Below are 13,047 nucleotides of genomic sequence, written 5' to 3' on the forward strand. Positions count from 1 at the left end.
CCACGGAACGACACGATGTCTTGCGCTACATGACATGACTCGTTTACGATGACGATATCGGGTCTGGACTGGCGTCGGCTCCAGACGGACGTCGAGCCCGACGACGGCTGAAAGGAGGCCGCTGATGGCACCGTCCCCGGAGTCCTCGGGCAGCCCGCCCCGCGCGGTGCCGCGAAGCGATTCGTCCAGCAACAGCGTCGGCTCGTCCGGCCAGCGGGTCAGTCCCGCCCCCATCGCATTCGGGGCGTTCGCCGGCACGACCTTCTTGCTCAGCTGGGTCAACACCGGCCGGTTCAGCGCCCCGGGGATCGAGACGGCCGTGGCCACCGCCTGGGCATTCGGAGGCCTGGTCCAGCTGGTCGTCGGCTTCTGGCACCTTCGCAACGACGAGCTCTTCCCGGCGGTGACCTTCGGGTCCTTCGGGGCCTTCTGGATCTCCTTCGCCCTCTTCGCCACCCTCTACCTCGACCAGATCCCCGCAGCGTCCCGCGGCAGCGCCACCGCTCTCTTCCTGGTGCCCTGGGCCGTCTTCAGCTTGTACATGCTCGTCGGGGCGGTTCGGGTCAACCTTGCCGTCTTCGTGGCCTACGTCCTGGTGGAGGCCACCGTGATCGCTTTGATCGTGGGGGACGCCACGGGCCACCAGAGCGCCGTCCACGTGGGAGGCTGGCTCGGGGTCGTCCTGGCCGCCGAGGTCTGGTACATCGCCGCTGCCGAGGTCCTCAACCACCAGTTCGGCCGCCAGCTCCTGCCCTTGGGCACCCGGCGGCGGGCGACCCTCCCCTCGTCGTGACCACGCTGCCCCCCGTCAGCGTCCCCGAGGAGCGGCTCGACGAGGGGCCGCCGGGCCGCTGGCTCGGCCGGCCCACGCCGCGGCTCGACGACGAGCCCCTGCTGCGAGGATCGGCCTGGTTCGTCGACGACCTGGCCCCCTGGCCAGGCCTGGCCGAGGTGGCGATCGTCCGCGCCCCCCTGGCCCACGCCCGGCTCCTCGGCGTCGAGACCGCCGCAGCCCGCCAGATGCCCGGTGTCCTCGGTGTCCTCACCGGCTCGGACCTCGAGCGGTTCCTCCGGCCGCTGCCCTCGGTGCTCTCCGAGGCCATCCCCTACCGGCCCATCGCCCTCGACCGGGTCCGCTACGTCGGGGAACCGGTCGCCGTGGTCGTGGCCACCGACCGCTACCGGGCCGAGGACGCCGCCGAGGCGGTCGAGCTCGACCTTGACCCCCTCCCGGCGGTGCCCAGCGCGCACGCCGCCCTCGACCCGACCCTGCCGCCCCTCCACGAGGGCCTGCCCAACAACGTGGCCTCGGACCGCACCCTGCGCTACGGGGACCCCGATGCCGCCTTCGCCCAGGCCGAGCTGGTCGTCCGAGCCCGGTTCCAGCAGCCCCGGTCGATCTGCACCCCCCTCGAGTGCTTCGGGGTCCTCTGCCGCACCGATCCCGTGAGCGGCGACGTCGAGGCCTGGTCGAACTTCCAGGGACCCTTCAGCCTCCAGGTCGTGGCCGCCCAGGCGCTGGGCATCCCGCCGGCGAAGCTCCACCTCCGGACCCCCGAGCACTCAGGGGGGTCCTTCGGGACGAAGGCCGCGGTCTACCCCCTCGTAGTCCTCCTCGCCGCTTGCTCCCGGGCCCTCGGCGGCCGACCCCTCAAGTACCTGGAGGACCGCCGGGAGCACCTCATGGCAGCGACCGCCGCCGGGGAGCGCCTGAGCGAGGTCCAGGCGGCCTTCAGCGCCGAGGGCCGCCTCCTGGCCCTCCGGCTGGACCTGGTGGACGACGTCGGGGCCTACGTCCGGGCCCCCGAGCCCGCCACCCTCTACCGCATGCACCCCTGCCTGACCGGCGCGTACCAGGTCGCCCACCTCGAGGCCCGCTGCCGGGTGGTCCTCACCAACCGCTGCCCCACCGGCCTCAACCGCGGCTACGGCGGCCCCCAGCTCTACCTGGCCCTCGAGCGGACCATGGCCATCGCCGCCCGCCGGCTCGGCCTCGACCCGGCGGAGCTCGCCCGCCGCAACCTCGTCCCCCCCGCCGCCATGCCCTACACGACGGCCAGCGGCGGCCGCTACGACAGCGGGGACTACCCGGCGGTCCTGGCCCTGGCCCTCGAGCGCTTCGACTGGGCCGGCAAGCGGGCCCGGGCCCGGGCCGCCCGGGCGGAAGGACGCCTGGTCGGCGTCGGGTTGGCCTGCGTGGTGGAGCCCTCGGTCTCGAACATGGGCTACGTCGACCTGGCCAGCCCGCCCGAGGTCCGGGCCCGCCGACCGGCGAAGTCCGGCAACGTCGAGGGGGTCAGCCTGGCCATGCTGCCCGACGGCACCGTCCAGCTGCGGACCACCACCACCCCCCAGGGCCAGGCCCACGCCACGGTCCTGGCCCTGGTGGTCGCCGAGGCCCTCGGGGTCGACCCACGGCAGGTCCAGGTCCGAGCCGGTGCCGACACCGCCGTGGGGCCCTGGTCCATCTCCTCGGGCAACTACTCCAGCCGCTTCGCCGCGGTGGCTGCCGGGGCGGCCTGGCAGGCCGCTTCGGCCCTCGCCGACCAGCTCCGCCGCCTGGCCGCCCAGGACCTCGGCTGCCACCCCGAGCAGGTCCTCCTGGCCGACGGCCATGCCCGCCTGGTCGACGACCCCGAACGCGACGTCCCCCTGCGGCGCCTCGCCGGCCGGGCCCACTGGGACCCCGCCAGCCTGCCCCCCGGGGTCCGGCCCGGCCTCAGCCTGACCCACCACCTGGCGATCCCCGACCTCCCGGCCCCCGACGCCCAGGACCGCGCCAACGGCTCGGCCACCTACGGCTTCCTCTGCGACCTCTGCGAGGTCGAGGTCGACCGGGGGACCGGCCGCCTTGAGATCCTCGACTACCTGAGCGTCCACGACGCCGGCCGCATCCTTCATCCTGTCCTCGCCGAGGGCCAGGTCCACGGCGGTCTCGCCCAGGGGATCGGCATGGCCTGCTTCGAGCAGCTGGCCTTCGACCCCGACGGTCAGCCCCTCTCGACCACTTTCCTCGACTACCTCTGCCCCACGGCCCCCGAGGTGCCCGAGGCCCGCACGGTCTTCGTCGAGTCCCCCTCGCCCCTCACCCCCCTCGGGGCCAAGGGCCTCGGGGAGGGCACCACCATGAGCGCCCCCGCCGCCCTCGCCAACGCCGTGGCCGACGCACTCGAGGTCGAGGAGGTTCCCTTCCCCCTCACCCCCGAGGCCCTCTGGCGGGTCGTCCACGGAGCGGAGGGATGAAGCCGCCGCCGCTTCGTCTCCTCCGACCGGCCAGCCCCACCGAGGCCTGCGCCCTGCTCGCCGAGGCCGGGGACGCCGGCCGGGCCCTGGCCGGGGGCCAGAGCCTGGTGCCGCTCTTGAACCTCCGCCTGGCCGCGCCCGAGGTCCTCGTCGACCTGAACCCCTTGACCGAGCTGGCCACCCTCGCCTGCGGGACCGGGGCGCTCCGGGTGGGGGCCATGGTCCGCCAGCGCACCCTCGAGCGCGACCCCCTGGTCCGCCGGCGCCTCCCGGCCCTGCCCGCGGCGCTCGCCCACGTCGGGCACCTCGCCACCCGCAACCGTGGCACCATCGGCGGCTCCCTGGCCCACGCCGACCCGGCGGCCGAGCTGCCCCTCGTGGCCGTGGCCCTCGGCGCCACCGTGGAGCTCCTCGGCCCCAAGGGCCCCCGGGAGGTGCCGGCGGCCGAGCTGGCAACCGGCTTCCTCAGCACCTGCCTGGAGCCCGGCGAGCTCCTCGTCGCCTGCACCTTCCCCCTCCTCGGTCCCACCGAGGGGGCCGGCTTCGCCGAGGCTGCCCCCCGGGCCGGCGACTTTGCCCTGGCCGCCGCCTGCTGCCGGCTGGGCCTCGACCCCGAGGGTCGAGTGGCAGCGGCCACCGTGGCCGTCGGGGCCCTCGGCCCGACCGTCCAGGTCGTCCCCGAGGCCGCCCAGGTCCTCCTCGGGTCGCCACCCGGCCCGGCCCGCTTCGCCGAAGCCGGGGCGCTGGTCGGCGCGAGCGACCGCCTCGACCCCCCGGCCTCCCTCCACGCCAGCCCCCCCTACCGCCGTCACCTGGCCCGACTCGTGGTCGAGGAGGCCCTGGCAGAAGCGGCCCGGGCCGCCCAGGCGGCCCGCAACGGGTCCCCCTCGCGTGAGGACCGCCGGGAAGAGGAGCACGGGGCATGACCCGGTCGATCGAGCTGCGAGTCAACGGGACGACCCACCGGGTCGAGGTCGAGGACCGCCGGCTCCTCTCGGACTGCCTCCGCCACGACCTCGGCCTGCGGGGCACCCGGGTGGGCTGCGAGCACGGGGTCTGCGGCGCCTGCACCGTCCGCCTGGACGGCCAGGCGGTCCGCTCCTGCCTGCTCTTCGCCGTCCAGGTCGAGGGCCAGGAGATCCAGACCGTCGAGGGCCTGGCCGACCCCGAGGGACCCCTCCACCCCCTTCAGGAGGCCTTCCACCGCCACGGGGCCCTCCAGTGCGGATACTGCACCCCCGGCTTCCTGCTCACCGCGGCCCAGCTCCTCGACGAGCTCCGGGCCGAGCCCAACCCCGAACCGCCCAGCGAGGAGGAGATCCGCGTGCTGCTCGCCGGCAACCTCTGCCGCTGCACCGGCTACGGGCCCATCGTCCGGGCCGTCCTCGAGCAGGCCACCTGCGCCGCCGGCGCCGACCCGACCGAACCGAGCGGGGAGGACCGGCGATGACCCTGGCCCGGCAGCTCCTGGCCGCCGCCGAGCGCCGACCCGAGGCCGAGGCCCTCGTGGACGGCCCGGAGCGCCGCCGGGCGGGCGAGCTGGTCGAGGGGGTCCAGGCCGTGGCCGGCGGTCTCGCCGAGCTCGGCGTCGGGCCGGGGGACCGGGTCATGGTCTGCGCCCGCAACCGGCTGGAGACCTGGCTGCTCTCCTGGGCCACCTGGTGGCTCGGAGCCTGCCTCGCCCCGGTGAACTGGCGCCTGCCCCCGGCCGTCGTCGGCCAGCTGGCAGCCGACGCCGAGGCGAGGGTCTTCGCGGCCTGCGACGCCGGCGCCCCCTCGGCCCGAGCCCTCGAGGGCCGCCTGCCCCTCGTCGCCCTCGACGAGGCCGCCCCGGGCCTGCCCCTGGCCCAGCTCCGCCTGGCCGCCGGGCCGGCCGAGCCGGTGGGGGTGGACGACCGGGCGCCGGCGCTGCTGCTCTACACCTCCGGGACCACCGGCCTCCCCAAGGGGGTGATCCGCAGCCACCGGGCCGAGTGGCTGGCCGCCCTGGCCCACGTGATCCAGACCCGCATGGTCCCCGGCGAGCGCACCCTCGGGGTCATGCCCTGGTGCCACACCATGGGCCAGCGCTCCCTGCTGGCCACCGTGGCCCTCGACGGCTGCCTGGTCGTCCAGCGGAGCTTCGACCCGGCGACCACCCTGGCGCTCGTGGCCGAGGAGCGCATCGGCGCCCTCTACCTCGCCCCGACCCTCTACCACGACCTGGTCGTCGAGGCCGAGCGCCAGGACCGTCGCCTCCCGGTCCCCCGCCTGGCGGCCGCCGGCGCCCCTCTCTCCCCGAGCCTGGTCCGCCGGCTCGTCGACCGCTTCGCCCCCGAGGTCGTGGTCAACCACTACGGCTCCTCGGAGGTCTACACGGTCAGCATCGGCCCCGACCAGGTGGCCAAGCCCGGGTCGGCCGGCCGGGCCGGGCTCCACGCTCGGATCCGCCTGGTCGAGCCCCGGGAGGACGCCCAGCCCGAGGACCTGGTCCCCCCGGGCCACACGGGCCTCATCCTCGTCGGCCTCGACAGCCCCGAGGCCTTCGACGGCTACTGGCGCCGCCCCGACGCCGACCAGCGGAGCCGCCGGGACGGCTGGTACGTCACGGGGGACCTGGGCCGCGTCGACGAGGACGGGGACCTCTGGATCGTGGGCCGTCTCGACGACATGATCGTGACCGGCGGGGAGAACGTCCACCCCACCGAGGTGGAGGAGGTTCTCCTCGGCCACCCCAAGGTCCAGGCCGCCGCCGTCGTCGGCCTGCCCGACGAGCGCCTCGGCCAAGTGGTCACGGCCTGTCTCGTGGCCCCCGGCGAGGACCCCGAGGCCCTGGCCGCCGAGCTCGACGCCTACTGCCGGGCCTCGCCCACCCTGGCCGGCTTCCAACGGCCTCGCCGCTTCGTCGTCCTCGACGACGTCCCCCGCACGGCGTCGGGCAAGCTGCAGCGGGCCGAGCTGCGCCGGCTGCTCCTCGAGGGGCCGGCCACCACCCCGGGGGGATCGGCGACCACACCATCCAGCGAGGAGGCGACATGAGCCAGCAGACCACCGACGGGCAGGGGGCCACGGCGGCCGGGACCTACGACGGCTTCCGGGTCGAGCTCGACGAGGCCCGCAAGGTGGCCACCATCACCCTGGACCGCCCCGAGAAGCTCAACCGGGTCTCCATGCCTGCCCGGGCCCAGCTCGCCCAGGTCTTCGACCGCCTCGGCGAGGACCCCCGGGTCCGCTGCGTCGTCCTGGCCGGAGCCGGGGACCGGGCCTTCACCGCCGGCGGCGACGTGGCCGGCTTCCTCCAGCGCAGCCCCGAGGAGCTCAGCCACCTGGCCAAGAACGTGGCCGCCCCTGAACGCTGCCCCCTGCCGGTCGTCTGCGCCCTCCACGGCTTCGTCCTCGGGGTCGGCCTCGAGATCGCCCTGGCCTGCGACCTCCGGGTAGCCGCCGAGGACGCCCAGCTGGGCCTGCCCGAGGTGAACCTCGGCATGGTGCCCGGCTCCGGCGGCACCCAGCGCCTCACCCGGCTGGTCGGGGTGGGCCGGGCCAAGGACATGATCCTCCGAGGGCGCCGCATCTCGGCCGACGAAGCCCTGGCCTGGGGCCTGGTCAACGAGGTCGTGCCCCGGGACCGGCTCGACCAGCGGGTCGCCGAGCTGGCCGACGAGCTGACCGCCAAGGCCGGCCTGGCCCTCCGCATGGCCAAGCGCCTCGTCAACCTCGCCGAGGAAGGGCCCCTGGCCATGGGCCTCGAGCTCGAGGGCCTGGCCTACGGCCTGCTCCGCAGCACCCACGACTTCACCGAGGGGGTCCAGGCCTTCGTCGAGAAACGCCCTCCGGCCTTCGAGGACCGCTAGACCTCGGCCACGAGCTGCCCGGCGGCCAGAGCTCGGCGGCACTGACCGGCCGGTCAGGACACGCTCCAGGGAGGCGCCGCTCGCGCCGAGAACCATGGGGGGCGGCACCCCGGCCGCCCCCTCGGCCGCCCGGGGACGGCCCGCCCATGCAGCTCGACTGGTACCTCGCACCCTTCGCCCTCGCCACCCTCCTCGCCTGGGGGGTGGCGGTCGTGGCCTGGCGCCGCCGGCAAACGCCGGGGGCCCTGGCCCTGGCCGTTGTCATGCTCGGGGTCGGGCTCTGGTCGGCCATGGACTTCGGCCAGTGGGCCGTCACCGAGCCGGCCCTCCTCCGGGGTTTCGACCGGGCCCTCTACCTCGGCGTGGTCCTCGCCCCACCCGGACTCGTCGCCCTGGCCCAAGACCTCACCGGCCACGGCGAGCGCCTCACCGGGCGCCTGCTCGCCCTCTTTGCGATCGAGCCGCTGGCCGTCCAACTGGTCCTCTGGACCCCCGAGCTCGGCCACCTCTTCCTCGCCCGCCTCCAGGTCCAGCCGGGCTCCCCGGTCGAGCTGGCCGTCACCTACGGCCCCCTGTTCTGGGTCCACTCCCTCTACAGCTACGCCCTCATCCTCTGGGCGCTCGTCACCGTGGCCCGGGCCCGCCGCCACGCCTCGCCCCTCCTCCGCCGCCAGCTCGGCACCGTGCTGGCCGCCGCTCTACCACCGGTCCTGGCCAACGGCCTGACCCTCTTCGAGGCCCGGACCCAGCTGGCCCTGCTCCGCAACCTCGACCTCACGCCCCTGGGTTTCGCCCTGACCGGCCCGATCCTCGCCTGGGCCCTCTTCGGTCAGGGCATGTTCGACCTCGTCCCCGTCGCCCGCGATCGGGTCCTCGAACTGGTGCGGGACGCCGTCCTGGTCGTCGACCGCCAGGGCCGCCTCACCGACGCCAACCCTGCCGCCGACGAGCTCCTCCGTCTCGTCGACCCTGGCCTGCCGCCCCGTCTGGCCGGTCAACGCCTCGAGACCCTCCTCGCCACCTGGCCACCCGGAGCCCGACGAAGCCTCGCCACGCTGCGCCAGGCTCCCGCCGCCGACGAGCTCCGGCTGCCCACCCCCAGCGGCCTTCGCCGCTTCGAGCTCCGCCGCTCCCCGCTCAGCGACCGTCGGGGACGGGTCCTCGGCGAGCTCCTGGTTCTTCACGACGAGACCGAACGCCTGGCCGCCCAGGAGGCCCTCGCGCAAGCCAACGCCGACCTCCAGCGGCAGCTCGCCACCGTGGCCGAGCTCCAGGCCCGCCTGGCCGAGCAGGCCATCCGAGACCCCCTGACCAACGCCTACAACCGCCGCTTCCTCGACCGGGCCCTCGAGGAGCACCTGGCCGAGGCTCAGGAACGGGGTACCGGCCTCAGCCTGGTCTTCGTCGACCTCGACCACTTCAAGGCCCTGAACGACACCTGCGGCCACGCCACCGGCGACCAGGTCCTCGTCGCCGTAACCCGCCTCCTCGACCGCGGGGCCCGGTCCGGGGACCTCGTCTGCCGCTACGGCGGCGAGGAGCTCGTGGTCCTCTTGCCGGGGACCCCGAAGGCGACGGCCCTGGCCCGGGCCGAGCAGTGGCGCCGCCAGCTCCACCAGCTCCGGGTCCCCACCACCGGCCCCAACAGTGGCCCCCAGGTCACCGCGTCCTTCGGGGTGGCCAGCCTGCCCGAGGACGCCTGCTCGGCCAGCGCCCTCCTGGCCGCCGCCGACGCCGCCCTCTACGCCGCCAAGCGGGCCGGCCGGGACCGGGTGGTCGCTGCTGGCCTCACGGCCACCAACGCCGCCCCTTGAGGGAGCGACCCGTCGCTCGGCGAGGCCCCGAAACCTCCGGTACCCTCAAGGAAAATCGACCGTGCACAGACAGAACGGGTGGCCGGCTGGGTCGGCGTACACCCGGAAGTGGTCGTTCGGCACCGAGTCCAGCTTCACCGCTCCCGCAGCGAGCACCCGAGCTTCAGCGCCGTCCGGGTCGTCGACCCGGAAATCCAGGTGCACCTGCATGGGCACGGCCGGATCGGGCCACGTCGGACGCACGTAGGTCGATGACTGTTGAAAGTCGATCCGGCCACCGGGACCGTCGACCGTCGCCCATGCACCGTCGTCATAGATCACGGCCCCATCGGTGATCTCCGCATAGAACGCTGCGAGGGCGCTGACGTCAGGACAATCAAGCACCGCCGAGATGAGCCTGACCATCTGCGGCATGACGCGGCTCCCTTACCGGAGGGGACAGAGCCCTCGAATGGTAGCCAGGCCCACGTGTCTTCGTGCTTGCCCCTCGACCGGCTCCCCGAGACGCCGAAGCGGACCCGGGCGCTCAGACGTTGCCGATCAGCGGTCCCACGAAGCTGCAGACCGGCTGGAACGTCGGGCTGTCGGGTCCCAGCGCGTTCACCACGTCCTGGAGAGCGTTGGAGTCGTAGGGGATCGAGAGATGGTCGCTGTGGTCCTGCGGGCACTGCTGCTGGAGCAGGACGTTCTGCACGTTCGGACCGGGCGGCAAGAAGGCGCTCGTGTAGGGCGTCACCACCTCGTCGTACTCCGTCTCGATCACCACGTAGCGCACCCCTGGTGCCACCCCGCCGCCGGCGTTCAGCTGGGAAAGGAAGCTCGAACCAGCCAGCTGCTGCACGCAGGCCTCGCAGAGCGGCGAGACGAGCGCCGTGGCCAGGCCCAGGCCCCCGAGGTCCGAGACCAGGGTCTCGAGGCCGTCCAGGGTGGTGCCGTGGTTCGACGGCGCCAGCGCCACCAGCTCGTGCACGTAGCGGGCCCCGCCGAGGTCCGAGATGTAGTAGCGGGGCATCATGCCCCCCTGGGACCAGCCCACGATGTCCACTTGCTTCGCCCCGGTCTCGGCCAGCACCTGCTGCACGAACTGGCCGAGTTCGGCTGCCGACTGCTCGATGTTGCCCATGGCATCGAAGGCCGACGGGGTGATGGTCTGCCCGTAGTTGAAGGCGTAGACGCAGTAGCCGGCGTTCGCCAGCCAGGGTGACAGCGCCCCGAAGCTGTCCAGCATGTTGGCGAAGGTGCCTTCCGAGAGGACCACTGGGTAGGGGTGGGCCGCGTCCGGGATGCAGCCGGTGTTCGCCCCGGGCGGCGCCGCGTACCAGTTCCAGGGCAGGGCTGCTTCGAGGTAGGAGCCAGCCTCGCCTTGGACCGGGAAGGTCCCGGCCCCGGCCACCTGGCCACCCCCGATCAGCACCGCCACGACGCTCACCACCGCTGCCATGCCGGCAGCCACCGCGCGCCACCACCTGCCAAGAACCCGTGCTCGCACGGTCCCCTCTCCTGGTCGTCACACTCCCCGCCTGGCCCTCGCCGGGCGGTCCCCCCGAGCGCGACCCGTGGGGTGCGCCGGACGTCGATCATTCTGCGGGAAGCGGCGGTGTCTGTCAACGAACGCCGACCCGCCGGGTCAGTCGTTCGCGGTGGCCAGCTCCAGCAGCTCGGCGAACTTCCGCTTCGCCGCTTCCCGGCGCGTCGGCACGTGCTCGGAGGGCACCTCGTGGGGCTGGTAGCGCTTCAGGACCTGCCGGGCCACCGTCACCTTGTGGACCTCGTCCGGCCCGTCGTAGATGCGGGCCGCCCGGGCCGCCCGGTACATGCGCTCGAGGGGCAAGTCGGTGGAGAACCCCAGGCTCCCGTGGGCCTGGATGGCCCGGTCGATGACGTTGTAGAGCACCGCCGCCCCGTAGTACTTGATCATGGCGATCTCCACCCGGGCGGCCGGCGCGCCCTCCTGGTCCATCTTCCAGGCCGCGTAGAGGGTCATGAGCCGAGCCGCGGTCATCTCGGCCATGGAGTCGGCCACCCACTGCTGGACCATCTGCTTCTCGGCCAGCAGCGAACCGTGCAGCCGCCGCGACACGGCCCGCTCGCAGAGCATGTCGAAGGCCCGCTGGGACTGGCCCAGCCAGCGCATGCAGTGGTGGATGCGGCCCGGGCCCAGCCGGAGCTGCGCCAGCTTGAAGCCCTCGCCCTCTCGGCCCACCAGGTTCTCGACCGGCACCCGCACGTCCCGGTAGATCACCTCCGAGTGCCCGCCGATCCGCCCGAAGTGCTCGACGGGGTGCTCCATGGTCGGGATGTCCCGCAGCACCTCGACCCCCGGGGTGTCCCGGGGCACGATGATCATCGAGCAGCCCTGGTAGGGGTGCACGTCGGGGTTCGTCACGCACATGACGATCAGGAAGTCGGCCACCGACCCGTTCGACGTGAACCACTTGTGGCCGTTGATCACCCACTCGTCGCCGTCCCGGACCGCCCGGGTCTGGATCATGGTCGGGTCCGCCCCCGCCCCCGGCTCCGTCATGGAGAAGGCGCTCCGCAGCTTGCCGTCCAGGAGCGGCTGGAGCCACTGCTCCCGCTGGTCCTCCCGCCCGGTCTGCTCGATCCCCACCGCCAGCAGCTCGGCATTGCCCGAGTCCGGCGCGTTGTTCCCGAAGACCACCGGCGCGTACATGCAGCGCCCCAGGATCTCGTGCAGCAAGCCCAGCTTCACCTGCCCGAACCCCATGCCGCCGAGCTCGGGCGGCAGGTGCGCGGCCCACAGGCCCTGGCGCTTCACCTCCTCCTGCAGCGGCCGGATCGCCCGGTCCAGCTGCTCCTGGCTGAGCTCCAGGGTCTCCAAGGGGAGGATCTCCTCGTCCACGAACTCCCGGGCCCAGGCCAGCTTCGCCTCGTACTCCGGCTCCGTCGAGAAGTCCCAGGCCATCTCGTCTCCCCTCCTTCGCGGCCGGCCCGCTACCGTGGCAGCCATGCCCGACCAGCCTTCGTCGAGCCCAAGCTGTAGCACCCCGAGCGGCCGTTCCACCACTACGCCCCGGACCGACGCCGCCGCGGGGTCGGCCCCGGGCGGCTCAGCGCCGGTCGCCCTCCTGCGCCGTCCCAGCGGGGAGGCGGCAGCGTCCTGTCCGGTCAGCCTGCCGCCCACCTTGAGCCCGCAGGAGGCCCAGGAGGCCCTGGCGGACGCCCGGGAGGCCCTCCTGGGGGAACGCCGTCTCCTTCGGGTCGAGGAGCTCGCCCGCTTGGCCGCCCTCCCCGACGACCAGGTGGCGGCCCTCGGTGCCCTGGCCCACGAGGTCCGCCTGGACCGCCTGGGCCCGACGGTGGAGGTCGAGGGGATCCTGTCGGCGAAGACCGGGGGCTGCCCCGAGGACTGCCACTTCTGCGCCCAGTCCGCCCGCTTCGACTCCCCCCTTCTCGCCACCCCGATGCTCGACGACCAGGAGGTCCTCCAGGCAGCCTGGGAGACCAAGGCCAGCGGGGCCAGCGAGTTCTGCATCGTCCTCGCCATCCGGGGACCCGACGAGCGGGTCATGGCCCGTCTGCTCGAGCTCGTTCCCCTGGTGCAGCGGACCACCGGCCTCCAGGTGGCCGTCTCGGCCGGCATCCTCACCGAGAACCAGGCCCGCCGCCTAGCCGAGGCCGGCGTACACCGCTACAACCACAACCTCGAGACCGCCCGGTCGTTCTTCCCCCAGGTGGTCACCACCCACTCCTGGGAGGAGCGGGCCGAGACCTGCCGGCTGGTGCAGCGCCACGGCATGGAGCTCTGCTGCGGGGTCCTCTTCGGCATGGGCGAGACCCCGGCCCAGCGCGTCGAGCTGCTCGGCCAGCTCCAGGAGCTCCGGCCGGCCGAGGTGCCCATCAACTTCCTCAACCCCCGTCCCGGCACGCCCCTCGCCGAGCGGCCCCTGGTCGGGGCCTGGGAGGCCATCCGCTGGGTAGCCCTCGCCCGCCTGGCCCTCCCCGGGGTCCTGCTCCGCTACGCCGGGGGCCGCGAGGTGACCTTGCGGGACCTCCAGGCCCTGGGGCTCACCGCCGGCATCAACGCCCTCATCGTCGGCAACTACCTGACCACCCTGGGCCGTTCCCCGGAGGAGGACCTGCGGATGCTCGAGGACCTCGCCATGCCCGTCGGGGCCCTGAGCGCCGCCTGGTGA

Annotated in this window: 11 protein-coding genes; 8 read left to right on the forward strand and 3 right to left on the reverse strand. The window is 73.9% G+C overall.

Features of this window, described 5'->3' with window-relative positions; translation table 11 throughout:
• Positions 1-124 precede the first annotated feature (124 nt).
• The 7 genes from Acit_RS03350 to Acit_RS03380 all read left to right on the forward strand — a co-directional run bounded on the left by Acit_RS03350 (position 125) and on the right by Acit_RS03380 (position 8,890).
• Positions 125-793, forward strand: coding sequence for an acetate uptake transporter (locus tag Acit_RS03350; protein ID WP_248105683.1), 669 nt, complete (start codon positions 125-127; stop codon positions 791-793).
• Positions 790-3,243, forward strand: a complete 2,454-nt coding sequence (locus tag Acit_RS03355) for a xanthine dehydrogenase family protein molybdopterin-binding subunit (RefSeq protein WP_248105685.1) — start codon at positions 790-792, stop codon at positions 3,241-3,243. Before Acit_RS03350 ends, Acit_RS03355 begins: the two co-directional genes overlap by 4 nt.
• A complete protein-coding gene (locus tag Acit_RS03360) occupies positions 3,240-4,169 on the forward strand; it encodes an FAD binding domain-containing protein (protein ID WP_248105687.1) in 930 nt (309 codons plus the stop codon). Before Acit_RS03355 ends, Acit_RS03360 begins: the two co-directional genes overlap by 4 nt.
• Positions 4,166-4,693 (forward strand): (2Fe-2S)-binding protein, encoded by a 528-nt coding sequence (locus Acit_RS03365; protein ID WP_248105689.1) that lies wholly within the window; start codon positions 4,166-4,168, stop codon positions 4,691-4,693. Before Acit_RS03360 ends, Acit_RS03365 begins: the two co-directional genes overlap by 4 nt.
• Entirely contained in the window at positions 4,690-6,261 is a 1,572-nt protein-coding gene (locus tag Acit_RS03370; RefSeq protein ID WP_248105691.1) for a class I adenylate-forming enzyme family protein, read from the forward strand. Before Acit_RS03365 ends, Acit_RS03370 begins: the two co-directional genes overlap by 4 nt.
• Entirely contained in the window at positions 6,258-7,076 is an 819-nt protein-coding gene (locus Acit_RS03375; protein ID WP_248105693.1) for an enoyl-CoA hydratase/isomerase family protein, read from the forward strand. The genes Acit_RS03370 and Acit_RS03375 overlap by 4 nt, the downstream gene beginning before the upstream one ends.
• Before the next feature lie 146 nt (positions 7,077-7,222).
• Positions 7,223-8,890 (forward strand): histidine kinase N-terminal 7TM domain-containing diguanylate cyclase, encoded by a 1,668-nt coding sequence (locus Acit_RS03380; protein ID WP_248105695.1) that lies wholly within the window; start codon positions 7,223-7,225, stop codon positions 8,888-8,890.
• Positions 8,891-8,935: 45 nt separating this feature from the next.
• Here the strand turns inward: Acit_RS03380 and Acit_RS03385 are convergent, their stop codons facing one another.
• The 3 genes from Acit_RS03385 to Acit_RS03395 form a co-directional block, all read right to left on the reverse strand.
• A complete protein-coding gene (locus tag Acit_RS03385) occupies positions 8,936-9,304 on the reverse strand; it encodes a VOC family protein (RefSeq protein ID WP_248105696.1) in 369 nt (122 codons plus the stop codon).
• 112 nt (positions 9,305-9,416) lie between these two features.
• Positions 9,417-10,331, reverse strand: a complete 915-nt coding sequence (locus Acit_RS03390) for an esterase/lipase family protein (RefSeq protein ID WP_282436145.1) — start codon at positions 10,329-10,331, stop codon at positions 9,417-9,419.
• A gap of 186 nt (positions 10,332-10,517) precedes the next feature.
• Positions 10,518-11,816: an acyl-CoA dehydrogenase family protein gene (locus tag Acit_RS03395; protein ID WP_248105698.1), complete on the reverse strand. Its 1,299-nt coding sequence runs from the start codon at positions 11,814-11,816 to the stop codon at positions 10,518-10,520.
• A gap of 220 nt (positions 11,817-12,036) precedes the next feature.
• Between Acit_RS03395 and bioB the strand changes: the two genes are divergently transcribed.
• Positions 12,037-13,047 (forward strand): biotin synthase BioB, encoded by a 1,011-nt coding sequence (gene bioB, locus Acit_RS03400; RefSeq protein ID WP_248105700.1) that lies wholly within the window; start codon positions 12,037-12,039, stop codon positions 13,045-13,047.

It is taken from the genome of Aciditerrimonas ferrireducens, from assembly GCF_023130475.1.
In the GTDB taxonomy this organism is placed as follows: Bacteria; Actinomycetota; Acidimicrobiia; order Acidimicrobiales; family UBA8190; genus Aciditerrimonas; species Aciditerrimonas ferrireducens.

Bases quoted from the DNA above. Each gene is read 5' to 3' on its own strand.
- Acit_RS03370 (WP_248105691.1), top strand. From the start codon at position 4,690: ATGACCCTGGCCCGGCAGCTCCTGGCCGCCGCCGAGCGCCGACCCGAG.
- Acit_RS03385 (WP_248105696.1), bottom strand. From the start codon at position 9,304: ATGCCGCAGATGGTCAGGCTCATCTCGGCGGTGCTTGATTGTCCTGAC.
- Acit_RS03390 (WP_282436145.1), bottom strand. From the start codon at position 10,331: ATGGCAGCGGTGGTGAGCGTCGTGGCGGTGCTGATCGGGGGTGGCCAG.
- Acit_RS03380 (WP_248105695.1), top strand. From the start codon at position 7,223: ATGCAGCTCGACTGGTACCTCGCACCCTTCGCCCTCGCCACCCTCCTC.
- Acit_RS03350 (WP_248105683.1), top strand. From the start codon at position 125: ATGGCACCGTCCCCGGAGTCCTCGGGCAGCCCGCCCCGCGCGGTGCCG.
- Acit_RS03365 (WP_248105689.1), top strand. From the start codon at position 4,166: ATGACCCGGTCGATCGAGCTGCGAGTCAACGGGACGACCCACCGGGTC.
- Acit_RS03375 (WP_248105693.1), top strand. From the start codon at position 6,258: ATGAGCCAGCAGACCACCGACGGGCAGGGGGCCACGGCGGCCGGGACC.
- Acit_RS03360 (WP_248105687.1), top strand. From the start codon at position 3,240: ATGAAGCCGCCGCCGCTTCGTCTCCTCCGACCGGCCAGCCCCACCGAG.
- Acit_RS03395 (WP_248105698.1), bottom strand. From the start codon at position 11,816: ATGGCCTGGGACTTCTCGACGGAGCCGGAGTACGAGGCGAAGCTGGCC.